Source organism: Desertivirga brevis, from assembly GCF_017355835.1.
Genome location: NZ_JAFEWF010000005.1, coordinates 1 through 25,810 on the forward strand (window position 1 = coordinate 1; position 25,810 = coordinate 25,810).

Here is a 25,810-nt window from a genome sequence, read left to right on the forward strand (position 1 = left end):
AGAGGAGATCTTTGAGACAACAAACGGTTGGGACAGCAATCCTAATAGATTAAGTGAAGGGGATTCCATAAGCTTGCGCTATTCTGTGAAAAGTCCAGAAAACGTTATTACTGAACTGGAGGAGGAATTTTAGCTTAATGTTATTAAAAAACACAATGCTGATACTATCAGATGTTATTGTTAACAGGCCAAGGCCAATTTGCAAGATATCTGTCAGGAATGGAACTAGCTGATATCGACAAATAGCTCTGTTTTATTAGTAACAGTTTTGGTGATCTGAAAATGCCGCTAATGGTCTGGTAATAGTAACTACTATTTCCAAAAGCCATAGTAATATCGAAAAGTAAAATGGATGAATATAAGCCCGAAAAGGCAATCTGGACAGAAGAAGATTTTGACTTGATGGGATGGCACGATAAGCTTAATTGCTATTAATGGGAAGTAGAAGAATTCATGAATAAAGTAGATAGTATAATACTGAATATACTTTTTAGAATACCTGCAGTAGTTTTGTGCGGATATTTCTTATGGTGCATGTTCACAGGTAAGTCTATAGAGGAATTAAAAAGCGAGGATGACTTAAAGGAGGCCTTCAAAGGGACAGTGGACACCTTATTCCATGAGAAACAGAATCACAATATTAAAGTTGCACTTTTAAGAAGTGGCTATCGTTACGAGATTTTGCCCAATTGGGAAAGATTTATAGAGGTGGGGGACTCCTTAGTTAAACTACAAAATGAGCTTATTGTTAGGGTTTTTAAAAAGAATGGAGGGGATACGCTGAGCTTGAACTATCAGGATACGTATAAGAATCAATAACAAGTTTTTATCTCTTCCGCTATTTTGTAAATAATCTAGAAATTATCCTCACGGAGCTGAGGTGAAAGGGCTATTTACCGAACTAGAAAGGTAAGAAACAAAAAACTCTCCGACCAGCAGCCGGCCGAAGAGCATTACACATTAACACCGGATCTTTTTCTATTTGTTTGTCTTACGTTTTATAGCATGAGCATAGAAACGAATGTCTGAAGTGGGCATTCCCCAGGAGTAGTATTTGAAATTGCAAAGCTGAATTTTTCTGATGTCTCCTCCAACTAGCTCGGGCAGGCCGGTATTAAATGGAGAACCGTTATAAAAACTATTCCAGACAAGTAGAGGGTCGTCGCCCTTGGCTTTGCTTTCCCCTTTTTTGTAAATACTAAACACGCTGAAAGGTTTTCTTCTTATCTCTCCCACAGGCGAAACATTATAAAACGTTGCCGGATAATCGAGCTCTATCCAATCCGACTGGTTATCATCCTCTTGAGAAACTTTTGTGGAAAGTGATGTAGCAAACACTTCTGGCGAAACTATTTCTTTGGATCGGCTATTAACAACTCCCGGTTCAAGGTATTGGATATACCAGTAGGAATGATAGATGTCAATCTCGCTAACAGGGAAAACGGAGGGATCTGCCATTGAGCTGTAGAAACTAAAATAAATCTTAGTACTATCCCTAAAATCATGCGTGATACCTTCTTTTAGAACTTGAAGTTTAAATTTCGCGGGATCATCTAAATCAGCGCTTATACTCTGAAAAGTATAATACTGCCCGGAGGAGAGCTCCATTACAGTATCTAACAGCAAAAATTCCTTCTTGTACCGGAAAGGCTTTTGATTTTCATTGTATCTGAAAAAGCTAATCCTGTGTTTCCCAGAACTAATTTGCATCCATGCGCTGAGGTCGGCCTCATTTATATTTGGACCTACAGGATTGAAGGTTTTATTTCCGGGAAACTCAGTTGTAGCTGTGCCGGAATATCTGTACACGCCGAATTGGAAATTGCTCCTGGGCCATAATACTTCAGCTGAACTTGCTCCAAAGGGATGCTGATCTTCCTTTTCGAAGTTGCCGTCTATTACAAAGTAGAGCTTCGGGTTGCCAGTAGGAATTCCGGTGGCCCCCATCGGGCCTTCACCTAAACCGAAATTTGTTTGTCCCTGAAATGCTCTAATATAAGCTGGATTGGAAATGGGCTTCATGTCTTCTTTTTTTTCGCAGGCCACAAGGAAAGCCATGATCAAAGCTCCAAAAACTGTATTCTTTAAAAGTCTCATAAAACTCGTTGTAATTTTATTGATTGCCACAATGTGAAGTCTACTTGTTTGAGTGGGGGATAACTATAATCCTCGCTTTATCGGCAGGCGAATCAGAAGCTGTGCGCCCAATCAGGAAAACGGAGTACAAATCAGGATCTGCCTTTTCTGGCCCGCCTTGTGTGTATGTGAACGGAAAATCGAGCTCCAGACCTTCTATTTTAGTCCCAGGCAGCGCTTCAGTTGCCGATGCGTTAACAAACGCACTAAGTTTAACCGGGAAATAATCACTCCAGGGCTCGAGGTCAAAGGCCGAATAATCAATAAAAGCTTCCTGAATGTTTTTCTGCTCCAGCAGGGTTCTTCCCTGTTGCAGGTAGGTGGTCTTTTCATCCCCAGGCTCCCACTGATTATTGGGTATTGACTCGTCATTATTTTTTCGAAAAGTAACGAAGGCCGCATCCGAAAAATTGAAATACTGCGTTTTTACACCCGCGAGTTCACCACTGGTCTTTAATCTATTCTGAATAACCTTCACTGCTGGTTTGCCGTTTTTCTCAAATAGAATAAGAGTAAGGTTATCATTACCCTTAACCTCTATTTTGTCTTCAATGATCTGCTGACCTGCAGATCGGATAGATACAGGGTGATCTCCAGAAGGTATTAATGAATACCCTGAAAAAGCTCCGAAAGCAAGAGCCCCTGTTTTTAAGGATCCTATATTAAGCTCGGCAGAAGTTCCTGAGGGCAAGGCATTCAGGAACATAAGCTTCCCAAATTGCTCCTGCTGATACACCTTTTCTTCTATAATATCAAACATATGGTATCCTTCAGAATAGCTACTTGCAGTAAGGCAGACCACAGTGTAATTTCCTCCTGGTTTAAGAAAAACGGGTGTTGTAGCTTCTCTACCGCCAGCAATTTGGGTAAGGAAATTCGACAAGATCTGAGATCTGACGTTATTATCGTTATCCTTTACGGCTAGTCGATAGGTGCCATAAGGTAGTTCGATAAACGCCGACCTTTGTCCCAGTGGAACATCCTTTATCAACTCTCTTCCCTGGCTTAAATGAAGAGAGCAAAATTGTGCTGCGGTAGCCCTTGCAGGAAAGATGGACCCATAGTCAAGGTTTAAAAGTCTTATTTTGAAATGCCCAGGGGAAGGGGCTTCATTGTTCTTGGGAAATTCCTTCAAGGCATAGGAGGCCGATCTTGAATTATTATGGGTAACTCTGCTACCCGAAGCATAATAATAGATATCCTTATTGCCATTAGATATTACTTGGTTTACTACAGGCACGCCAGTCTGAAAAAAATGAAGTCGCAAGGTATCGTTAGTGAAGGCAGAGGTTGGAATGTTTACAGGGTTTCCTGGTTTTATGGAGCTTGAATTGCTGCTGATAAAACCTGTACTCTCATTCCAAATCCCTAGTTGAAACCCAGGATAAATTTTCGGGCTTCCAGTCATAGGATCTTCTTCGAAGTTAATACGGTGAATCCCCTCGTTTTCTCCTTTGGCCACGTTGTATAGCGTTACCTCTGAAAGTTCATTAACAGGAACTTCGTACAGATGGTCTGTTTCTTTACACGAGCCCAACAGTGCTAATAATGTAATAAATACTATTCTGATTGAAAGAAATCTTTTCATCGTTAAAAATTATAGTTTAAGCCAAGCATGAACTCTGTTCCTCTACGGTATTTTCTTCTGATATATTCTTCGTTATAGGTACCATATTTTCCTCCTCTTCCAGGTTTAGCGTACACCCTTTTAAAGTCAGGATCGAGAATATTCTTAGCAAAGCCGGTTAATTGAAGTCCTTTGTAAATCCTTTGCTTGAAAATAGCGTCAAGAACACCGGCAGGCTGCTCATACACGTCGGGGCCTCCGTTTAACTGAATCTCCACCAATCGCTCTCCGATCTGATTAAACTGGACGTTGAAGATTGAACCTGACTTTTTGTTATCGTAAGAAAGGCTGGCATTGATAACGTAAGGAGGTTGTTCAAATACCGGACTTTCATCTGGTGCATAACGATCGATCAGGCGGGCTGAGCTAAGTCTGTCTTTATTAAGTTTAACAGAACTGTTTGCAAGCATGAGTGAGCTACTTAAGTTGAAGTTGCGAAAACTTCTTCCCAATACGCCCAGATTTTTCTGTATCTCAAACTCTAATCCTATCACCCTACCGGTTTCTGAATTATTTTGATAGGATACCGATGGGGTAAATGCAGGGCCATCTGCTGCAACTCCTGAAGGCCCGCTAAACACCTTCTCAAGTTGGTTCTTGATCTTTTTGTGGAATACGGATACTGACAATACATCCGCCAATGCTGGAAACCATTCCCATCTGAAATCGAAGTTTTGTGCAGTAGAATTAATCAGGTCGCGATTACCTCTAACAAAAGCATTCTCGAAGGCATCGAATTGTGTAGTGGGAACGAACTCCCTAATTTCGGGCCGCTGAAGAGTGCGGGAATAGGCGGCACGGAAATTCATTTTTGGACTGTGCCTGTAAATAAAGGTTCCCGACCAGTACGGTTTAAAGTCTGTGTTATACCTGCTTCCGGAGAGCGAATCCTTCTGGAGTTTAGTAAAATTGCTTTGATCAATACCTATTCCAATGGTATCTACCACCCCGTGCATACGGGTTTGTTCGAAGCGTACCCCTCCAACAAGTTGAAATTTCTCCTTTAAGCGAATATCCAGCATCTGGTACATGGCGTCAACCTTCTGACTTCCAGTATAATTATTACGTGTTGGTCTTACATTGTAGAGGTGAGCGGTTTCGAAGCCAGTTCCCTCTCCTCCTGAAGCACCTTCGCGTATTCCAATATTCCCTGGCGCAACCAGCGCATTCAGGTCTCCATTCAAATACATTAACTGGCCAGCATCGGGCAGACCGAGTACTTGTTCGTTATAGTTACGCGAACGCTTTAGAAAGAAATAGCCGAACTTTAAATTCAGTTTGATATCGTCGTTTACTTTGAACTCTCGTGTTAAGTCGGCGAAATAGTTTCGGTTTCTCTCCTTCATGTTTCTGAAATACCGTCCGCTTAGTTCATCTCCATCTGGAAAGCTATACTCAGGGTAGCTCACTCTGTTCACGTCGTATACCTGGTTGGTATCAGTTACCAGGTTTACACTTCTAAAGTCGGGATCGTTTTGAATAGCATTTGAGCCGCTGGCGTTCCAGTTAAACCTCCAAGCTGATGCGGCTTTTCCAAGCTTATGTTCACCTTTAAATTGGAGGGTATGAAAATCACGCTCGGTGGTACGCAGGTTATAGATCTGGTTTCCAATATTAAACTTTTTCTGGGAAATTAGATTTGAAGATGGATATCCTCCAATAAGGTTCATGCCGGTAGCTTCGGCTCCCTTGCTGCCAACATAATGCGCACTTACCTCATGCTCGTTTGAGATCTTATACGCAACCGCTGCAAGTCCTCCATATGTTACTTGTTGAGTCCCGCTGTGTTCCCGGTAGTTTTGATACGGAAGCAAACGTATGTTATTAGGTGTAATAAAGTCGGGAATTTCGGTTCCTGTATTATAGCCTCCTGTTGCAGCGCCTCCGTAGAAGGAATAAGTATTAAATTCTCCACCCTGGTTTGCGTCTGTCCGACTAAAGTAGTTTGCACCGAGAATTACGCCAAGTTTCCTTTTAAATACAGTGTAATTGTTTCCAATCGTGAAGGAATACAACTGATTAGCATCGGCTTTTTTCAATGAGGTGGTAAGTACTGGATCAAAACTCTCCATAAGCCTGTTGAGCCTGAGGGCTTCCTGGTAGTTTGCCATGCTGCCGGCGCTGTTTCTAAATACAGACTGAATGCCACCTTCCACGTTCATGTATTGGTACCGAAGGTCCTTAAATTCTGCGGATAGATTTCTACGGCTAATTAGCTGACCAAATGTGCCTAGGTCGCTGCCCTGAAATGATGTGAAGTTACCATCGGCACCAATACGGTTATTAAAGCCCGAGGAGGCTGTAAAATTTATCGTAAGTTGTTCGGGAATGGATTTCGTTTTAAGCTCTACTACCCCAGCGGTTGCATCTGCGGGTTTATCTGGAGTAAGGGTTTTAATTACCGAGATGTTGTCGAGTAACATTGCGGGTATCAGGTCAAGTGGCACGGCGCTTCTATCCGCATTGGCTGTTGATAAGCGAGCACCATTAAGCTGTGCTACAATATTTCTGTCGCTTAATCCTCTGATGGCAACGTATTTTCCGTCTGAAACAGATACTCCCACTACTCGTTGCATTGCCTCCGAAGTACTTATACTGCCTGCCTTTGTAATACCCTCTGCACTAATACCATCCTGAACAGAGGATGATTTCTTCCGATCCGATAAGAGTGCTACGTCTGAGGCCGATGACCGCCGCCCGTGGATGACCACTACTTTCAGTCCTTGATTTACCTCTTTTAGCTTAACTGATATTTGCTCTTCTCCTGAGTATACCACTGTCTTGGTTTCAAAACCAAGGAATTGAAAAACAACTTTGTCGCCAGGTTCAACGGGAATTGAAAAGGTGCCGTTTACATCGGTAACTGCTGACCTTAGTTTACCCTCAACTTTTACAGAAACTCCCGGGAGGCTATTTCCTTTATCATCGGTAACCTTTCCCTTTAGGTGTTTAGGAGGAACTACCGATTTTTTCTCTTCAATTACTATGTAATCCTTTACTAGTTTGTAAGTAAGATTTGTTTGAGAAAGGATCAGTTTAAGCGTATTGGATACACTGATATCTTTCTGACTTATATTAACCGTTTTTTTTGCTTTGCTTACGGTTTGATTCAGGAACGAAATCTTAACACCACTTCTTCTTTCCAAAGCCACGAGGCTTTCAGCCAGGCTGGCATTGCTGATATGGAAATCAATTTTAAGATTATCAATATTTTGCTCTTTTCCTGGATTGGCGTACAGTATGGAGTAATTGTTAAGGAAAAGTAGCAGGGTAAAAAAAATCCTTACCCCGCAAAAGCGAGCACGATGGTACTGTTGTAGTACTTTTTGCATATTTTTGAAAATGTAACGGAATTATAGTTTAATACTGTTATATCAGAAGCATGGCTTCTATTCATAGCCAGCATTAACCCTGAGGCTGTCAATCCGTGGGTTAAGCAGGGCATTCGCCGTCCGCAGCATTTGCGGACGGTTTTTTCTACTATTTCTTTATTTCATTCTCCTCCTTCTTTTCGAGTAAAACTGTTTGGTTTTGTATTTTATAGTTAATATTTGCGGTACTTGAAATGATTTCTAGGATGTGCTTTAAGGGCTCAGTTCCATCGGCAGACAGGGTTAGCCGGTAGGCTTTCAGGTCATTGTTGACTATATGTATTTGGATATTATACCAGCGACTAAGTATAATTGCAATTTCTTCAAGGCTAGTGTTATTAAAAAAGAGCTTGCCATCCTTCCAGCCTTTAATTTCAGAAGGATCCAAATGGCCTCTGTTTACATTTCCATTGATTTCATTAAAGGCAATTTTTCCGCCAGGTGATAAATTAGCCAAAGCCTGCATTCTCCCATCGTGAGTTTCACTTACCCGTACCTTTCCTGTTGCTACAGCAACCACTACTCTTCTTTCGCGGGAATCAATTTTAAACGAGGTGCCTAATACCCTGGTTTGTATACTACCTGTACGAACTAAAAAAGGCTTTTTCTCATCTCTTCTGACTTCAAAAAATGCTTCTCCCTCCAGCCATACCTGTCGTTTGTCTTTTCCGAACTTTTCGGGATAGGACAAACAGCTGGCCGGGCCGAGGTACACTACCGAACTGTCAGGCAATACAACTTTTGAACGTTGGCCTGCAGGGTTTAGCTGTTCAACATTTTTTACCAGTGGAGCAGAATCTGATTGATTTTGAGATTTCCAGAACCAGGTTAGGATAGCCATCAATAGGCAGGCAGCAGCAGCATAGAAAAAGCGATAAATTGTGGGATTTCCAGTGGAACTATTACTCGCTTTCAGGGAATAAAAGCGCATTTTCCACCTTCTGAGTTCAACTTCTGGAAGGTCAGGGGCACTAAATTGTTTCCAATCCTCATCCAGCAAATGCTCTAGTTCTTTTTGCCCCTCAGCTTGCTGTAAGAGTTGCCGAACCTGCTGCAATTCGCTTGCATTGCATTGCTGGTTTATATACTTTTTAAGTAACTTTCTATTAGAATTTTCTGTCATAAAAACAATCCGATCTCAAGACGGATCATTTATAATGACGAGATAGCCCTATCTACCCCCCAATCTATTTTTAAAATTTATTTGATAGTAATAAGAAATAAAAGAATTCCCGCGACACCTGTCTTTTTTAGATATTGCTTCAAGAAATTCAATGCTGCGGTCATATGGTTTTCGACCGTTTTAGAGGAAATATTTAATTTTTGGGCTACTTCCGAAACAGATAAAAACTCATGACGACGTAATTCAAATACCTTTCGTCGTTGTTCGCTTAACTGCCCCAGTGCTTCGCAATATATTTTTTTGGTGTCTTTAAAATGAGCCTGAGCATCGGTACTGAAGCTAGAGCTGAGGTGCGTAGCTTCCTCAATTGGTTCGGTTTGTAAAGATTTCTTACGGTAATGATCTACAATTTTATTCCGCACGCTCTGGTACAAGAAAGCTTCAATATTCTCAACGGCGAGGAATTGTGTTCTTCTTTCCCAAAAGTTCAACATTACATCCATAATCAGATCTTCCGCCTTATGCTCATCTCTAAGATGCTTGCAGGCAAAAAGAAATAGTTTATGAAAATACTCCCTGAAAAGGAGGTCGAAGGCTTTGCCTTCGTCTTCTTTCAAGTACTTTGCTATTCTGTTATCTGCGTGATCTGTTGGTCGCATACCGATGAGCCGGCAAGCTAGGCTTATCGTTTTTACCAAAAGTTAACGCTGAATTAAATTTTTAGTGGTGTAGTAATATTTTTGCGTAGATCATCCCCTCCCTGTTATTATTAAAGATAATTTATTCCTTCCAGGAGATGTTATTCTTGATAGGTTTAGCTGGAACTCCTGCAGCAATAACTTCGTTTGGAATAGTGCCAGAGACAAGTGACATGGATCCTATAACAGAACCATTGCCAATACGAGCACCCTTCAAAATCGAAACCATGCGGCCTATCCATACGTGTTCGCCAATGTATATATTCTTATCCAGGTTAATTCGTTCTCCATCTGCGTTATAAATTCCATGACTATCGGTCGTCCTAACGTCTATTTTCGTTGAGAACAGGCATCTTGCACCAACTTCTACATTTGTTCCATTGTGCACAATAAAATCCGCGCCGTTAATACGCGTATTATTTCCGATTTTAATAGAATTCCCATCCCCGAACAGCTCAATGTTTCCTGTAAAAAATACACCCTCTTCCAGCTCCACTCTATTGTTATTCCCTCTTACCTTGATCGATGCATTTCTAAGACGGCACCCTTTACCAATAACTACCTTTGAATTTCCTTTAATTCTTATGGATGTATACAAAATATTACCAAGTATCTCAACCGAGCTTTCTTTGCTTTTTTTTATTGAATTTGTTACTCCCCATCTATTTCTTACTGAAATAAAGAATGTTTTTAGTTTTGCTTTCATGAAGTAGATATTTAATGTTTAATCGAATTACTTATTAAATGCGTAGATGCATAAGGGATAATAAGAATTATAGCGATAATTATACAAGTTTAAAAAAAAATTTTCTGTTAAATTAATGAAAATACTCTTTACTGATAGTTGAGAAGAGGTTAATTAGATTCAGTATATCTTTTTTATGAAACAAAGCCTTACCTCTTATTTGAACTTTTTTTCCATTAAAGAAATTTCTATATATTTAAATCATCAAATTAGAGATAACCTAAAGTATTTAACATGACAATTTCAGCCTTAAAACAATCACTCACGGCGTTAGCAATAATGCTTTTTTCCATTTCGTGTAGCAAAGACGAATCAACCGATCAGAAACCACCTGAAGTGACGTTAAGCGGGAAGGGAAAAGTATCCTATTTCGCAAAGGCATCAGGTTCGGCAACAAGCGGAATTGTTAAGACATTAGAAACCCCTGCATCATCTTCTTACGTTAAGTGGTCCTCAGCCTCCATTTTTATTGAGAAAATAGCTTTCGTGGGTAAAAATGGCAGTGTGATTGATACCACAATAACTGTTAATAAAAACTTAAACATCCTTAACTCAGATGTTCTGACAGGGGTTTTTAATCTACCTGCAGGCTCCTATAAAGATGTGAAAGTAAAGTTGTTTTTGAAGAAAGCGGGCTTTCCCGAACTGGCCTTTAATTTAAAAGGCACATTCGTTAATAAGACTGGTGGTACTGATAGTATTATGCTGGCTAGTTCTATGCCTTTTGAGGCTAACTTGGGTGTTAACGATTTCACAATTACTGCGTCTGACAATTATAAAGTTGTTTTTAACTATAATCTTGATAAAGTATTAGCAGGTATATCATCTACAAAACTACAAGAGGAAGCCAGAAGTCACCTTTCTGGGGGCAAAAAAATGTATTCTATTTGGAAAGGCGGAAGTCAGGATGAACCTTTATACAATGAAGTAAGTGCCAATTGGCAGACTGTTGCCACTGCAGTAATCTCTAAAGAGTAAACGACAATAAAGGGAAAAGAGCGGTTCGGTGAAAATTTTATTTCTATCTGAATTATGAATAACAACCATATCAACTACATAGAGTTGAAAGCCAAAGACCTTGAGGCAATAAAGAAATTTTATACACTAGCTTTTGGCTGGAATTTTACTGATTACGGTCCAGATTATGTTGCCTTTAATGAAAGTGGATTAGAGGGTGGTTTTGAAAGATGCTCAGAAGATGTTGTTAATGGAGCATTAGTGGTTCTTTATCACAACGACCTTGACAAAATTAAAGCGGACATTGTCGAAGCAAAAGGTGAAATATCAAAAGATATTTTCTCATTTCCTGGGGGCAGACGCTTTCATTTTCTTGACCCATCAGGAAATGAACTGGCAGTATGGTCAGATCAATAGGAATTTGAATAGAGATTTTGCCTTTAAGGGTCAATTGATTTTTTTAAAAAAAAAATAGTCGCTAAACAATATGCTATAAACTCTTGCGTTATTGTATCATAATTGGTTAGTTGGCTTGCGTCCCCATGATGCGGCCTTTCTTTTTTAAAGCATTCATTTCTTTCTTTAGGGCAATTATTCAAAACCAGTAATGGTATGGCTGGTTCTTATATTAAACCTTATAGTTATGAAGTTCACTGATCAAAATCCATTAAGTTATTTCCTGAATGAGCTATTTTCACGCTACAGGAAAGCCGTTCCTGCAGTTGACACGATTACTAATGCGCTAATAGAACATCAAGTAGTTGGGTCGCAGCAAGAGATCGTTAATGATCATGTGGCCTTCCGAACGCTCGGGCTGCCTTATCTTGGCATTGGCTCTTTTGAAAAGATCTTCCTTCGCCATGGCTATAAAAAAATGGAGCAGTACCATTTTGAAGAGAAAAAGCTTAACGCCTGGTGGTATGCTCCGCCAGCTCCCGTTTATCCTCGCGTATTTCTTAGTGAACTTCTTGTAGGAGAATTATCTTCTAACGCACAGGAAATCATCAATGGATACACCAGTCATATTCAAAAGGATCCCGTTGATGAACTCGATTTGAATTCAGGCGAACAAATTGCCGAATATCTGCACAGGCCGCTGTGGGACCTGCCGACAAAGAAAGACTATGAAACCTTGCTTGGCGAAAGTGAATATGCCGCCTGGGTTATCTACAACCGTTACTATTTGAACCACTACACTATTAGTGTTCATACCTTGAAACCGGGCTTTAGTAAACTCGAGCAGTTCAATGCTTTTGTTGAGGGACTTGGGATAAAACTTAATGATGCGGGCGGTAAGATTAAAACAAGCGGCGATGGGCTTTTAAGGCAAAGTGCCACAGTAGCGAATATGGTGAAGGCTGTGTTCGCAGGCGGAGAACAAAAGGAAATTGCAGGTAGCTATGTGGAGTTCGCCGAACGCAGCATTATTCCAGGTACCGAGCGTTATCGTGATGGTTTTGAAACCTCTAATGCGGATAAAATATTTGAGAGCACTTACACTTCACAAATCAAATAAGTAGTTCTTTATACTAGAGAAGCCCTTTCCCGGGTGATAAACTATGGCAAGGCTAGTAAGGCTCGAATATGATTGACAGGATAATTAGGGCTACAAGCATTTATGCAAATGCTTTACCTTTGGTTCCAGGTTTATTTAAATAAGATGAAGCTTGATGGCGAATGGTACACGGATAAAACTTCCCGCATCCTTTATGCGACAGATGCATCTGCGTATCGCGAACTACCTCTGGCTGTTGCTATTCCCAAAACAGAGGCTGATCTAAAAAAGCTTATTGCTTACGCTAAAGCAAATAACACTTGCCTGATTCCAAGAACAGCCGGCACCTCACTTGCTGGGCAGGTGGTAGGGAATGGAGTGGTAGTGGACGTTTCAAGATATTTTACAAAGATATTGGAAGTCAATGCTGAAGAACGTTGGGTACGTGTACAACCGGGTGTTATCCGGGACGACTTAAACCGTTACTTGAAAGCGTATGGATTATTTTTCGCCCCTGAAACCTCTACTGCTAACCGTGCCATGATTGGAGGGATGGTAGGAAATAATTCCTGTGGTTCAAATTCTGTAGTTTACGGAAGTACTCGTGAGCATTTACTATCAGCAAAAGCAATACTTTCGGATGGATCGGACGCCGTTTTCCAATCCTTATCTTTTTCAGAATTTATTGATAAATGTGACGGGGATTCCCTTGAAGCTACTATATATCGAAATATTCGTTCTCTATTGGGAGACTACCAAAATCAGGTTAGGATCCGTGAAGAGTTTCCCAAGCAGCAAGTGAGCCGGCGAAACACCGGATACGCTATTGACCTTTTACTTGATACTAATCCTTTCACGGCAGAAACCAAAAACTTTAATTTCTGTGAACTACTTACCGGGAGCGAGGGTACCTTAGCCTTCTTTACCGAACTTAAGCTTAACCTTGAGCCCATACCCAGGGGCGTCAGTGGTTTGCTTTGCATCCATTTAAATAGTATCAGCGATGCACTTCAGGCAAATATTATTGCTTTAAAACATCGTCCTCAGGTTAGTGAATTAATTGACCATTATATCCTGGACTGTACTCTGGAAAATCTGGAGCAGTCGAAAAACCGGTTCTTTGTAAAGGGGAATCCTAAAGCAATACTGGCTGTTGAATACCTCGCGGATAACTACGAATCAGTACTAGCCATTACTGATACAGTCGAGTCTGAATTACGTGCCCATAATCTTGGTTACCATTATCCTGTACTTTTTGGGGAGGATCGTAAAAAGGTTTGGGAGTTGCGTAAGGCTGGGCTTGGTTTGCTGAGTAACCTCCCTGGTGATGAGAAAGCAGTAGCCGTGATTGAAGATACTGCTGTGGCCGTGGAGGACTTACCTGATTATATCCGTGAGTTTAATGAGGTACTAAAGAAATACGATCTATATTCTGTCCACTATGCTCATGCCGGGTCAGGCGAATTGCATCTCCGTCCCATCATCAATTTGAAAACTGCTGAGGGGCAAATGCTTTTCAGAACTGTTGCTACAGAAGTTGCGGAACTAGTCAAGAAGTATAGAGGCTCTTTAAGTGGAGAACATGGAGATGGTAGGTTAAGGGGGGAGTTTATTCCCTACATGATCGGTCGCGAGAACTATAATTTATTGTGTGAGATAAAGAAAGCCTGGGATCCTGATAACATTTTTAATCCAGGAAAGATCACGGCGACTCCTCCTATGGATAAGCATCTCCGCTATTCCCCTGGTCAACATGTTCCTGAGATTAAAACTGTTTTTCGTTTCCAGGGGCAGAACATCCTGCAGCATGCCGAGCAGTGTAATGGCTCTGGCGATTGCCGTAAATTAGCCTCAGCGGGTGGGACAATGTGTCCTTCTTATATGGCTACTCGTAATGAAAAGGATACAACACGGGCAAGAGCAAATGTCCTAAGGGAGATTCTTACTTCCTCTACGAAGATAAACCGCTTCGACAGTGAGGAAATCAAGGAAGTGATGGAGCTGTGTATAAGTTGTAAAGGATGCAAGTCGGAATGTCCATCAAGTGTGGATATGGCTAAATTGAAAGCTGAATTCTTGCACCAATATCACCAAAGTCACGGTTTTTCCCTGCGTTCCAGACTTATCGGAAATATTGCTTCCATAAATAGGCTGGCAACTCCTTTTTCAAAGCTCTTCAATTTTCTTAATAATCTTTCCTGGGTTAAAAGCTTGCTGGGATTTTCTACTTATAGGTCATTGCCCAAGCTGCACTCATTTACGTTAAGAAGCTGGCTTCAAAAGAATCCATCTCCAACAGGTCGCCTAGTTTATTTATTCTGCGATGAGTTCAGTAATTATAACGATGTTACAATTGGGATTAAAGCAGTTGAATTGCTCCAAGGGCTAGGATACGAGGTGCATATTCCCTATCATAAGGAAAGTGGAAGGGCGGCTATTTCCAAAGGCTTACTGCATAAAGCTAAAACTTCAGCTAATCATAATGTTAAATTACTATCTACGCTTATTTCAGAAGAAACCCCGCTTATTGGCATTGAGCCCTCTGCAATTTTAACTTTCCGAGACGAGTATCCCGACCTGGTAGATGAGCATCTTGTGCCTGCTGCTCGCAAGTTAGCGCTTAACGCATTTTTAATAGAAGAATTCTTGGAGCTTGAAATGCAAAAAGGGAATGTACGGAAGGAACAATTTAAAGACGACGTCCGAAAAGTTAAGCTCCATGGGCATTGCCAGCAGAAGGCCTGGTTAGCGACTGGTGCCAGCAAGACAATCTTGTCTTTCCCTGAGAATTATACTGTTGAAGAAATCCCTTCTGGTTGCTGCGGTATGGCAGGTTCCTTCGGGTACGAGGCAGAACATTATGAGGTCTCAATGCAGATTGGAGAACTGGTACTATTTCCAGCGGTTAGGCAGTCTGACGAAGACACAATAATTGCAGCACCTGGAACTAGCTGTAGACATCAAATAAAGGATGGAACCGGGCGAATGGCTTTACATCCTGTAGAAATACTTTTTGAGGCTTTAAAGTAAATCTTTTACATAGACCAGGGGGAGAGGTAAGGTCAGATACTGTGTGATATAACTATCCCGGTTCTTACACAAAGGCCGGGATAGTAAATATTAAATGCTATTTATTAGCAGCAAGTGAATACTCGCTATTAAAGCTACGTGGATTAACAATTGATCCAGCAGGAATTGCAGTTGTACCCAATGTTGTGCCTGTCCCCTGAGCTGTATGAATTCCAGTCGCAGATCTGATAACATTACCAGGTACTCTGTTTGTAGAAGCTATCCAGGTAGTACCTAGATGTGTTCCAGTTCCTTTAGCGAAATTGGTTCCAGCGGCAGAGCGATTCAAAATCACCTTCGAGAAATTTGTAGAAGGTATATGATTTGTTCCCAAGTGAGTTCCAGTGCCTTTGGCTGTATGAGCACCGGTTGCGCTCCTAATTACAGAACCTGATTGTACCGGTTTATTTACATTCCATGTATAGTTTGCTCCGCCTTTTTGTGCGAAGGCTTTAGTACCTGCGAAAAGAGCAAATACCATCGCAACACCAACTAATCTCTTTGTTACTCGTTTCATAATTGTCTTAGATTTTGTTAGGTACTGTAATGCAATAGATATGCCTTTTTATAACAAAGATTTGTATCAATACTATTAAATGGATCATATTTAGAGCTACTTTATACAGGAAAATGAATTTACATGGTAACCTGTATTTCTCTATCAATTTTTTACATCTTCTCCTATAATTTTAAAAGTTTTATATGTTGGCCTTCCTGGTAGGATTTGAAGATAATCCAGTACGATGATCTCAAAAATTATCTTGTCCTAAGCCATATACAGGCTCTTATCAAATTTTAATTTTTTGTCCTGCAAGAGTTCTAAAAAGGCCTACATTTGCGCCTTCATTTTTGTGAACGGTCTTCTACGGCATTTCTCCCATTGTTATGAGTAATTTTCTTTATGGCTTAGATTTCGGAACTACTAACTCTGTTTTATCCATTTATGATGAAGATAAAAAAGAGATCATTGAAACGATAAGGGTTCCTTCGCTTATTTATTTTCCTGAGAAATTAGCATCTGCCGATGATAATTATGTTATAGGGGAAGAAGCAATCGTTGCCTATCTCGAAGAAGGAATGAAAGGACGGTTTATTAAATCAATCAAGCAAATACTTTCCCGTTCCAGTTTTATTGAAACACGCATTAATGGTAGAAGATATAATGCTTCTGATTTGGTTTCTCTGATTCTTAAGGATCTAAAATCTAAGGCTGATCAAATAACAGGAGAAGATTGCAGGAAGGCTGTTATTGGTCGCCCTGTTTTTTTTGATGATGATAATACTGCTAAAGATTCCCTGGCACAAACGCGACTGAGCAAGGCGGTTGAAATTGCGGGCTTTAGTAATGTTCGTTTTCAATTCGAGCCTATAGGTGCTGCTTTTGCTTATGAGCGCACCATAGAAAAGAAGGAAAGCGTACTGGTAGCCGACTTAGGTGGAGGAACTACCGACTTTACTTTTGTGGAACTAGATCCGGATCAAGCCAGGGTAAAAGATCGTCGAAATGATATGATAGCCAGCGGAGGTATTTATATCGGCGGAGATTCTTTCGATTCATCCTTTATGTGGATTAAGGGTACCCCTTACTTTGGTAAGGACACTTTATATGAAGCTACGCCAGGTAAGGTACTGAAAGTGCCTATTTCTTTATTCGATAACATCTGCACCTGGGATAAGATGAATTTCTTCAATAGCCTTAGGATAAAAAGGAGCATGGAGGAATATTACCATTATTCTAACAATGATCCAAAGTTCAGGAACCTTCTTACACTTATAGACAATAATTTGGGATACTCCGTCTTCCAATCTATTGAGAAGACAAAGATCGGTCTGTCTGTAGAAGATGTTTCACAATTCCAATATTCTAACATGGGAATTGAAATAAATGAGGCGATATCTATTAACGACTACAATGAGGTTATCCGCAAAGACGTTCAAAAGATTTCGGATTATCTGGACAGGTTTTTAAACGAGAATGGGATAGAAGCAGCTTCAATAGATAGTTTGTTTTTAACAGGTGGAAGTTCTATGGTAAAGGCTGTGAGAGACCTTTTCGTTACCAAGTTCCCAAATAGCAAAATAAATTCAGGGGATAACTTTATTAGTGTAGCAAACGGACTAGCTTATAGCGGCTACTTGTTTGAAGATTAGTTACAATAAGTTCTGAATCTTTGAGCGAATAAAAACAATTACTGGTCCCCCTGTTTAAGGAGAATGCGCGTTACCATATTTCTTTGAAGAAAAGTTAACGAAGTACTTTTTATTACTCAAATTAGCTCCATTAAAATAACATTTACTAAAAATTTATAAGTGATCAGTAACTATCAGGATTTCTGGAGCTGGTTCCTCCAGCATGAAAAGTCTTTCTACAAAGTTGTTAAATCAGGAAAGGATATAGAAAACGGTTTTTTTAAACACCTGTCGCAAAAGCTTGGGGAATTGGGGGAGGGGTATTACTTTCTTACGGGAATGCTTGATGAAGAGACCGTTGAACTTGTTCTAACAGCTGATGGGATAATTGAAAGGATTGTTTTTGTTGAGGAATTAGTTAATGAGGCTCCGGTGATTCCTGGTTGGAAGTTTACATCTTCAAAACCTCCCGTTGATGTTAAAGGTATGGCCATTAATCTGGATAATATTTCTGTTAGTCAGGATTATTTAAGCTTTTACCCTAACCTTCATCCTGATTTCCCTGATGAAATTGATATAACTATTGTCTGTGAAGGTTATACCCCTGAAAACGCCAATAAACTTGCTACTGCTGTTTATATCTTTTTAGATAATTATCTTGGTGAACTTCGCTCTGTAACTGTGATTGACAATCATTCTATTGTTGGTCCTGACCAGGCAAAAGCTGAACGGATACCTATTGAAAAGCTGAACGAATATTTGCGATGGAGGGAAAATGAGTTCGTAGAAAAATACGATGGCTTACGCTACAATACCGAAGACGACGAGTATACTCAGTTAAAGGCAGAGTTTCCCGATGGCAAGCCATTGTTGGTTACAATAAATTCAACGCTGCTTGATTGGGACCGTAAAGCCTCGCATCCCTGGATTTTTACTCTTGAAATTTATTACGACGGAAAGACAAATGATGGTTTGCCGACAGAGGAGCTCTATCAATTGCTTGAAGATATCGAATTAGAAGCTGAAGAGTATCTTCCTGATTTTGATGGCTACCTTAACCTCGGCAGAAAAACCGGTAACGGGGAAAGGGAAGTTTATTTTGCCTGTAAAGATTTTAGAAAACCTTCTAAGGTTGCAGAATACCTAATTCGCAAGTACCAGGGACAGCTGGAAATGGATTACTCTATCTACAAAGACAAATATTGGCAGGCTTTTAACAAATATCGCGTTGTATAATTAACATTATTAAAACGGCTGTAAAGGTTATAAACCGTTGACAGCCGTCTCGAAAGATATTTCTTTAGGCATCCGGTATTTCTGGCTCTACCAGTTTTATTAGTTTTTCCAGTGACTCCTGCCAACCCAAGTAACACATTTCTGCGGGTATAACGTCGGGAATACCTTCCTGTAAAACTTTTAATTCTGTGCCTACCATAGTTTTTTGAAAGGATATGGTATTAAGGATTTCTCCCGGTAAGTTAGGATCATCAAATTTGTCACTGTACTTTAGAAACTCATTCGGCCTAACCTCAAGATATTCACCGCCAAATGAATGAGTGCCGCCTGTGCTGAAATTGACAAAGGACATTCTAAATTTTCCGCCTTCCTTCACCTCCATTTGATGAACGGTGCAAAGAAAGCCGTATGGTGGAAGCCATGAAGCTATCGCAAGTGGATCAGTGAAGGCCTTGTAAACTTTCTCTGGAGATGCTTTAATTACTCTGTGCAGCGAAACTGAGTTACTTTTCATGATAAAATTATTAATGTTTATATCTGATTATCTTTTACAAATGTGAAGGAATAAACCGAGAAGCAGGAGGTGAGTATGCGACAAAATAGAGTCCGTTTGCGCCTCTTTAAATAATTCATCTTCTTTATCCATAATTTATTCAGTTCTGGACTTTCGGAGGCTATTGCGAATTACCCATTTTGTATTTACATTCGTCTTAAACCCCCTAAACTACGCTAAGGATGAGTTCTGATACTTTTAATTACAGGGAACAATTAATATCTATTTTCTGGGATCTTGATAATACTATCTCTAACCTGTTTCAAATGGGTTTCAATATTGGACTGGAGGAGGAGTGGCGGGATTTTAAGGAATCAATTAAAGAAGGCGATGCTATCCCTATTGATCTGGAGTACCTGCGGGCAATTGAGCACCCCACGTTAAAAGGAATTATTGAAATGATAGAGATCCTGGTAGAAACACGTAACTCGTTGGCTAACATTAATCAGCTTACAGATGAAGAACTTGTTTTGCCAGAAGGAATTTATGAAACAGAAGCTATTGAAGAGCAGGAGGGTCCACATGCGCACTATCTGGATGTTTGGATACAAGGACTATTTGGAGATTTAATTAATTTGTTCGAAGCTATATGGATCCTGGCCCACGGTACGGAGCCTCCGTCGGAAATTTACGACCAGTTTACCGAAAATTATTATGAAGGTGGTTTGGAGATAGAAAGTGACGATGAGAACGTACGATTTCTTCTCGAGGCATTAAACAGGGTTTTATTTACAAATGGGGGAACCGAATATTATGCCTGAGTTACTATAACGGGTATCTCAATATAAGAAATGAGCACTTATCTTAAATAAGTGCTCATTTTCTGTTTCTAATCGCCAATAAAAATTGCAGGAGGATCTAGTCTCCTTTACTTCTCCCTATACAATACCATTCCAGCATGGTAAAGAATGCCATCTATAAAATCACCATCGGCAGTGAAGCCTGTGTCATCTTTATAATCGATATGATCTTCTGAGATTTTATAGCTGCCCTGGTAAGCACTTTTTTTATTTCCTCTGGCTTCATCGTACCTGCCGTTTGGTAGAAGATGGTGTCGTATGTACCCATCGGCAGTTACCCACATTCCCGTGTAGCCTTTATTAGCTGGCATACTCAAAACCTGTTTTTGTTGCTAATTCTTTCCAATCTTCCAAATCCTTATTGAGCAAGTTTATTTTATCCTGCGCCAACTGGTAGGAGTCTTCGCCAAGGAAGAGATGAAGAGGAGGGTTTTTGCTTTCACTTGCTTTGATAATTACTTCAACAGCCTTTTCTGGGTCGCCAGGTTGATTGCCGTTGATATCTTCCTGATGCATTTGTTGAGTTTGTCGCACTTCCTTGTAAGCTTCCAGTGGGTTTTCGGGTGTACCAAGGGAACCGCTGGTAAGGAAATCAGTTCTGAAGTAGCCAGGAGAAACCAGAGTGGTATGTATTCCAAATGGTTTTACTTCAGCAGCTAATGATTCTGTAAGCCCGTGGACGGCGAACTTGGTAGCGCAGTAAATGCCGAAGCCAGGGAAAAGGCCGCTAAATCCGGCAATAGATGCGATATTGATAATATGTCCCTGCTTTTGCTCTCGCAACTGCGGTAATGCCTTCCGGATCACATTAAGGAGACCGAACACATTGACATCAAAGTTTTCCCGGGACTCGCGGTCGCTCAGTTCTTCTAAACTACCTACTAGTCCATATCCTGCGTTATTCACCACCACATCTAATCTTTCAAATTTGCTTACTGTTCTGGTAATTGCTTCCTCCACACTCTCTTCTGATTTAATGTTAACCGCGAGAGGCAGGAAGCTTTCAGATTCTGCACTAACAGCCTTTTGTAGATCACTTAAGTTTCTCGATGTTGCAGCTACCTTATGGCCAGCATCTAATAATTGTTTAACCAGGCTTAGTCCTAATCCCTTAGAAGCACCTGTTACGAACCATACTTTTTTAGTTTCCATGATATTTTTATCTGTCTTTTATTTAATTATTTATCCATTATATGCCATTGACCGAGCGAGCTCTTCACCTAATTTGAATTCTTGTGTCAGAAAATCCAGTTTTCGCATTGCTCTTGTATAGGCATCTTCGCCTAGAAGGAGATACAGTGGAGGCTCGGGTTCTTCGGCTGTTTGTATAATAGCCGCTGCTGCCTTTTCAGGATCTCCAGCTTGTTGTCCATTCATCTGGAGATATTTTTCATGAGATGCCCGTACACCCTGATATTCCTTTAGCGGACATTCGGGAAGAACAAGAGATTCTTTAGTCAGGAAACTTGTTCTGAATGCCCCTGGTGCAACTATTGTCACCTTCACTCCAAACTCTTTTACATCTTCAGCTAATACTTCCGTAAGTCCCACCACTGAGAATTTAGTAGCGGCATACATAGCCCAACCAGTTGTTGCAGCAAATCCAGCAATTGAAGACACGTTGAAGATGTGACCTGATCTTTGGTTTCGCATAAAGGGCATTACATGTCTCACTACATTCAGAGTGCCGAAGACATTTATTTCAAAACTATCCCTGCTTTCTTTATCACTCAATTCCTCGATACTACCTCCAATGCCATATCCAGCATTATTAATGACAACATCAATCCTGCGAAAGGTCTCAACAGTCTTTTCTATTGCATCTTTAACACTCCCTTCATTAGCAAGATCAACCTGTAGTGGAAGAAAGGAAGGAGAATTTATCCCTACAGCTGTCTTAAGTTGCTCCAAATTCCTTGATGTGGCTGCAACTGACTGTCCCTTTTCTAATAATTGCCTTACAAGGCTCAGCCCGAAACCTTTCGAAGCTCCTGTTATAAACCATATTTTTTTGCTTTCCATGTCTGATCTTTTGATGATTCAAAGTTAGCTCGCTTTTAGAGGGGCAGATTGTGAGATTCAATGAGATAGTTGCAAAATTCAAACAAGGGTAGGGGAGCAGGGAAGGAAGGAATGAATGAATGAATGAATGAATGAATGAATGAATGAATGAATGAATGAATGAAGGAAGGAAGGAAGGAAGGAAGGAAGGAAGGAGTGATAGAATGAGTGAAGGAGGGAAGGAGGGAATGAATGAAGGAAGGAATTGTTATTCTATTACGTCAAAATTACGCCGCCTGGTTATTACGGAATCTGCTTGGCGTTAATAAAGTGTGTTTTTTGAAGAAGTTGTTGAAGTGAGCCGGGTCTTCAAAGCCTAGGGAATATGCGATTTCTGATATATTCCAATTCGTGTGTTTCAGTAGAGCCTTTGCTTCAGATGTTAAACGTTCTGCTATCAGTAGGGTAGTTGTTTTTCCTGTTGATTCTTTAATGGCCCTGTTCAGGTGGTTTACGTGAACCGCCAGCTGCTCGGCGTAATCTTTTGCAGAACGCATAGTCAGGCGCTGTCCGGGACGCTCAATAGGGAACTGTCTTTCAAGTAGTTCTGTAAATACTGCAGTTATCCTCGACTTGGCGTCAGGGTGATGATATAAGGTTTCTGTTGGGCGTGACTTTAAAGCGAAATGGGTGATTTCGGTAACATAGTTCCTTATCAAATCCATTTTAAAAGCATAGTCTGAATTAATCTCCTCCAACATCTTTAAAAATATTGAGCTTACATGTTTGTCTTGATCAGCATCAAGTTTATAGGCAGGGCTCCCGCCCGGAGCATACATGGGAAGGTCGCCAAGTCCTCCTCTTATTTTTTCTGTGAAAAACGATTTTGAGAAAATACAGAAGAAACCTGTTTTATCTTCAGAAAGAGACTCCCAGGTATAGGGAATGTTCGGATTGAAAAACATAAGTGTGGAACCTGAAATTTCAACGCTCTTATCTGCATAATGATACCTGTTTCTCCCTCTAATAAGGCTGATTTTATAAAAGTCGCGGCGACTGTAGTTTACGGGACGCGCATTAGGGCCGTGGCAATCCTCCAGCCTGAACACATTGAAATGCCCGGTCTCCTGGTTTAGATTTCCCGGTAGACGATCGAACTTGATCCTGTAAAAGTCCTCAATTGTCTCTGTTTTCATAGATACATTCATCCTTGTAAACTTTAATAAAATTACCCATTCAGCAACAAGTTAAAGTTATGACGAAAAATTTAAATGAAATTGTATAATTCACATAATGACTTGCGAAATTCAAACAATCCAGATTGGAACAATTCTAGGACAGAAACGTTCTTTATTAGCATTATGAAAAAACTTCAAACTATAGGACTCCTACTATTATTAGCGGGAATTATCACTGGTTGCGGTAATAACACCAATAAAACCCCAACTACAGTCGAGAATGGAGAAGATACTAAGGAAAATCAGAAAACCACGGAACAAGAACCTTTAAAAGGTTGCTATATAGGAGTACTAAAGAGGGATACATTCCAATTAGCTATAACGGCTGTTAATGGAAATACCGTTGAAGGAAGTTTGTTGTACGACTTTTACGAGAAAGATAAGGCGAAGGGAACAATTCAGGGCCAGTTTTCCAATGGATTATTACTGGCAGACTATACTTTTCAATCGGAGGGAATTACTTCTGTAAGACAGGTTATCTTTAAAAAAACAGCTACAGGGTTTATTGAGGGCTATGGAAATACCAAGTCGGAGGGAGGGAAAGATTTGTTAGTCGATACCGCCGGAGTGAGTTACGATAATTCACTGGAGTTAAAGAGATCTGATATTTGTTTACCTTGAAAATTCTTTACATAAAACATTAAATATAAGTAGCTTAAATGTTTTCTTTTATATATTTGATTGGGTATAAGGAATGAGTGCAGGATTAATTAGTTAATAACAATACGAGGCAGGTACCATTCAACATTAAAAAACATGAAATCTAAAGTCTTTTTTCACAACTTTTTTTTAGCTGCTGGCATTATCTGGACCCTTTCGGCCCTGTCAATTCTTACTTTTGAACTTAATTTTCAGCCACGGGAAATTTTTCTAACGCTGATTTTTCCGCTGGCTTATGCCGTGGTAAGGTTATTTGATCGCGGTATCCCTCAGAAAGGATGAGTTCTCCGGTGATTCCCTTACATTCCCCCTAAAATTCCATTAATTTCTTCCTCGGTGCTTCTCAGTTTCTGTTGACAAAAGTTGATCAACACTGAAGCCCGCTTTACTTTCGTTGCAAGTTCGTCAATAGATACCTGCTCATTGTTTATATCCTGATAGATCTGCTCCAATTCTTTGTAGGCAGCCTCATAGTTCAAAGTCTCTTCCATTGTATGTTTCTATATTTTTAACTTCTGTGTTTATTAGTGTGTTATGTCTTATTACCTGGATTGTTTCTCCTGGTTTTAGTTCTTCCGAATCGGAGAGGATCTTCCCCTTTTTCTTCAATAAAGCGAAGCCTCTCTTTAATATTTTATTAGGGCTTGCAGCCGCAATACCTTCACCCAAACGCTCCAATGCTTTTTTTTGATCTATAAGCAAACGAGGAAGGGTAGAGCTTAATTGCGTTTGCAGTAGAGAGCTTTTTTGCTTTTCTTCCTTTAAAACCTGCTGCACCCGGTAACCCATTCGGAGCACTTTCTCCTGCACATTTTTCTCGTGCTTATGAAGGATATTTCTCGCTTTATTATTTAAGTTATACTGCCGCTGTTTCAAATCCTGTCCAGATTCGCTAAGCAGTTGCCGGGATCCTTCAACAATCCTCTCTGTTCTTCGGTCCAGCTCCTGCTCCCGCCGGTTTAGTTCCTGCTTTACCGACCTTAGGAAACCATCTTGCAATAAATGCAAACTTCTGTTATTCCGGGCTAGGAGATCCTGTCCCTTATTCTGAATACCTCCCGCCAAAAAATTCACCTGCTTTTCAAAGTTATTGTTATGATCGAGGATAAATTGTGCTGCAATACTCGGTGTTTTCGTATGGACTCTTGCAAAGAAATCGCAAATACCCTGATTCATATGGTGACCAATACCGGTGATAACCGGGATAGGGAAAGTGGCGAGGGCGAGACTGAGATGATAATCATCAAAAGGTAGAAAATCAGCAGGAGCACCACCACCTCGGGTTAGTACAACCACATCATAATTAACTTTTGAAATTCTTATTTTACTGAAGGCATCATAGAGGGAGGACTGAGCCCCATAGCCCTGTACCAATACGTTATATAAGTCGACCCTAAATTTGTACCCAAACTCATTGCTTTGCAAACAGTGACTAAAGTCAGAATAAGCGTCAGAACTAGCTGAAGTAATTAAGGCGATTCGTTGTATCGCCCTTGGTAAGCCCAGTCGTTTGTTTGGTGTTATAAAACTCCCGTTTTGAAATTGGATAACATGAGGATGATCCGCAAGAAGCTTCTTAAGAGTTTCCTTCCTTTGCAGCTCTATGCCTCCCAAGGTCAGCTCGGCATCGATCTCGCATAGCACCAGACTTAAACCGTAAACTGGATGATAGTTAATGGTTACCCTAGCTCCAACTTTTATTCCCTCTGTAAACTTTTGGCCTGTTACTTTTTCAAAGCCGGCTATTGCCATAGTACCTTCTCCCATAAAAGCGCAGGCTCTGATTTGTGCTACTTTAGCACCTTTGTCTAGTTCAATGAGATCGAAGTAAATATGACTCCCAATCTTCCTTACACCAGCAACTTCTCCCTTTACCCAGTATGAGGAAGGGAAACGCTCACGGATGGTATTCTGAACCTGGGTAAGCAGTTGCTTTAGTGAAATGTAAGATGCGGGCATGTTGTGATGCAA

Annotated in this window: 23 protein-coding genes; 9 read left to right on the plus strand and 14 right to left on the minus strand. The window is 40.4% G+C overall.

What is annotated here, in order from left to right:
• Positions 1-453 precede the first annotated feature (453 nt).
• On the plus strand, positions 454-819 hold the full coding sequence (locus J4N25_RS12990; protein ID WP_207420074.1) for a BTB/POZ domain-containing protein: 366 nt from the start codon (positions 454-456) through the stop codon (positions 817-819).
• Positions 820-978: 159 nt separating this feature from the next.
• Here the strand turns inward: J4N25_RS12990 and J4N25_RS12995 are convergent, their stop codons facing one another.
• The 6 genes from J4N25_RS12995 to J4N25_RS13020 all read right to left on the minus strand — a co-directional run bounded on the left by J4N25_RS12995 (position 979) and on the right by J4N25_RS13020 (position 9,661).
• Positions 979-2,097 carry a hypothetical protein gene (locus J4N25_RS12995; protein ID WP_207420075.1) on the minus strand — a complete coding sequence of 373 codons (1,119 nt, stop codon included), beginning with the start codon at positions 2,095-2,097 and terminating at the stop codon, positions 979-981.
• Between the two features lie 40 nt (positions 2,098-2,137).
• Complete coding sequence (locus J4N25_RS13000; protein ID WP_207420076.1) at positions 2,138-3,724, minus strand: DUF4397 domain-containing protein; 1,587 nt, start codon at positions 3,722-3,724, stop codon at positions 2,138-2,140.
• A gap of 2 nt (positions 3,725-3,726) precedes the next feature.
• A complete protein-coding gene (locus J4N25_RS13005) occupies positions 3,727-7,095 on the minus strand; it encodes a TonB-dependent receptor domain-containing protein (protein WP_207420077.1) in 3,369 nt (1,122 codons plus the stop codon).
• 148 nt (positions 7,096-7,243) lie between these two features.
• Positions 7,244-8,257, minus strand: a complete 1,014-nt coding sequence (locus J4N25_RS13010; RefSeq protein WP_207420078.1) for a FecR family protein — start codon at positions 8,255-8,257, stop codon at positions 7,244-7,246.
• A gap of 77 nt (positions 8,258-8,334) precedes the next feature.
• On the minus strand, positions 8,335-8,916 hold the full coding sequence (locus tag J4N25_RS13015) for an RNA polymerase sigma-70 factor (RefSeq protein ID WP_207420079.1): 582 nt from the start codon (positions 8,914-8,916) through the stop codon (positions 8,335-8,337).
• A 121-nt stretch (positions 8,917-9,037) separates the two neighbouring features.
• A complete protein-coding gene (locus J4N25_RS13020) occupies positions 9,038-9,661 on the minus strand; it encodes an acyltransferase (RefSeq protein ID WP_207420080.1) in 624 nt (207 codons plus the stop codon).
• A gap of 273 nt (positions 9,662-9,934) precedes the next feature.
• On the opposite strand from J4N25_RS13020, the gene J4N25_RS13025 reads away from it, so the two are divergent.
• The 4 genes from J4N25_RS13025 to J4N25_RS13040 all read left to right on the plus strand — a co-directional run bounded on the left by J4N25_RS13025 (position 9,935) and on the right by J4N25_RS13040 (position 15,182).
• Entirely contained in the window at positions 9,935-10,678 is a 744-nt protein-coding gene (locus J4N25_RS13025) for a hypothetical protein (RefSeq protein ID WP_242695743.1), read from the plus strand.
• A 54-nt stretch (positions 10,679-10,732) separates the two neighbouring features.
• Positions 10,733-11,074: a VOC family protein gene (locus J4N25_RS13030; protein ID WP_207420081.1), complete on the plus strand. Its 342-nt coding sequence runs from the start codon at positions 10,733-10,735 to the stop codon at positions 11,072-11,074.
• A 226-nt stretch (positions 11,075-11,300) separates the two neighbouring features.
• Positions 11,301-12,173, plus strand: a complete 873-nt coding sequence (locus tag J4N25_RS13035; protein ID WP_207420082.1) for a DUF1338 domain-containing protein — start codon at positions 11,301-11,303, stop codon at positions 12,171-12,173.
• Between the two features lie 108 nt (positions 12,174-12,281).
• Positions 12,282-15,182 (plus strand): FAD-binding and (Fe-S)-binding domain-containing protein, encoded by a 2,901-nt coding sequence (locus J4N25_RS13040; protein ID WP_207420083.1) that lies wholly within the window; start codon positions 12,282-12,284, stop codon positions 15,180-15,182.
• Positions 15,183-15,279: 97 nt separating this feature from the next.
• Here J4N25_RS13040 and J4N25_RS13045 read toward each other — a convergent pair whose 3' ends face one another.
• Positions 15,280-15,738: a hypothetical protein gene (locus tag J4N25_RS13045; protein WP_207420084.1), complete on the minus strand. Its 459-nt coding sequence runs from the start codon at positions 15,736-15,738 to the stop codon at positions 15,280-15,282.
• Between the two features lie 368 nt (positions 15,739-16,106).
• On the opposite strand from J4N25_RS13045, the gene J4N25_RS13050 reads away from it, so the two are divergent.
• Together J4N25_RS13050 and J4N25_RS13055 are read left to right on the plus strand one after the other, a co-directional pair.
• Complete coding sequence (locus J4N25_RS13050) at positions 16,107-17,372, plus strand: Hsp70 family protein (RefSeq protein WP_207420085.1); 1,266 nt, start codon at positions 16,107-16,109, stop codon at positions 17,370-17,372.
• A gap of 159 nt (positions 17,373-17,531) precedes the next feature.
• Entirely contained in the window at positions 17,532-18,587 is a 1,056-nt protein-coding gene (locus J4N25_RS13055) for a DUF695 domain-containing protein (protein ID WP_207420086.1), read from the plus strand.
• Between the two features lie 64 nt (positions 18,588-18,651).
• Here J4N25_RS13055 and J4N25_RS13060 read toward each other — a convergent pair whose 3' ends face one another.
• Complete coding sequence (locus J4N25_RS13060) at positions 18,652-19,101, minus strand: SRPBCC family protein (protein ID WP_207420087.1); 450 nt, start codon at positions 19,099-19,101, stop codon at positions 18,652-18,654.
• Positions 19,102-19,322: 221 nt separating this feature from the next.
• On the opposite strand from J4N25_RS13060, the gene J4N25_RS13065 reads away from it, so the two are divergent.
• Positions 19,323-19,901, plus strand: coding sequence for a hypothetical protein (locus J4N25_RS13065; RefSeq protein ID WP_207420088.1), 579 nt, complete (start codon positions 19,323-19,325; stop codon positions 19,899-19,901).
• Between the two features lie 107 nt (positions 19,902-20,008).
• Here J4N25_RS13065 and J4N25_RS13070 read toward each other — a convergent pair whose 3' ends face one another.
• From J4N25_RS13070 to J4N25_RS13085, 4 genes are all read right to left on the minus strand, one after another.
• Positions 20,009-20,251, minus strand: coding sequence for an Atu4866 domain-containing protein (locus J4N25_RS13070; RefSeq protein ID WP_207420089.1), 243 nt, complete (start codon positions 20,249-20,251; stop codon positions 20,009-20,011).
• Entirely contained in the window at positions 20,241-21,092 is an 852-nt protein-coding gene (locus J4N25_RS13075; RefSeq protein ID WP_207420090.1) for an SDR family oxidoreductase, read from the minus strand. The genes J4N25_RS13070 and J4N25_RS13075 overlap by 11 nt, the downstream gene beginning before the upstream one ends.
• A 30-nt stretch (positions 21,093-21,122) precedes the next feature.
• Positions 21,123-21,962 carry an SDR family oxidoreductase gene (locus J4N25_RS13080; protein WP_207420091.1) on the minus strand — a complete coding sequence of 280 codons (840 nt, stop codon included), beginning with the start codon at positions 21,960-21,962 and terminating at the stop codon, positions 21,123-21,125.
• A gap of 266 nt (positions 21,963-22,228) precedes the next feature.
• Positions 22,229-23,137 (minus strand): helix-turn-helix domain-containing protein, encoded by a 909-nt coding sequence (locus J4N25_RS13085; protein WP_207420092.1) that lies wholly within the window; start codon positions 23,135-23,137, stop codon positions 22,229-22,231.
• Between the two features lie 165 nt (positions 23,138-23,302).
• Here J4N25_RS13085 and J4N25_RS13090 point away from each other — a divergent pair, with 165 nt between their 5' ends.
• Positions 23,303-23,800: a hypothetical protein gene (locus J4N25_RS13090; RefSeq protein WP_207420093.1), complete on the plus strand. Its 498-nt coding sequence runs from the start codon at positions 23,303-23,305 to the stop codon at positions 23,798-23,800.
• A 338-nt stretch (positions 23,801-24,138) separates the two neighbouring features.
• Here the strand turns inward: J4N25_RS13090 and xseB are convergent, their stop codons facing one another.
• Together xseB and xseA are read right to left on the minus strand one after the other, a co-directional pair.
• Positions 24,139-24,330 carry an exodeoxyribonuclease VII small subunit gene (xseB, locus tag J4N25_RS13095; RefSeq protein WP_207420094.1) on the minus strand — a complete coding sequence of 64 codons (192 nt, stop codon included), beginning with the start codon at positions 24,328-24,330 and terminating at the stop codon, positions 24,139-24,141.
• Positions 24,308-25,798 (minus strand): exodeoxyribonuclease VII large subunit, encoded by a 1,491-nt coding sequence (xseA, locus tag J4N25_RS13100; protein ID WP_207420095.1) that lies wholly within the window; start codon positions 25,796-25,798, stop codon positions 24,308-24,310. Before xseA ends, xseB begins: the two co-directional genes overlap by 23 nt.
• Positions 25,799-25,810 lie beyond the last annotated feature (12 nt).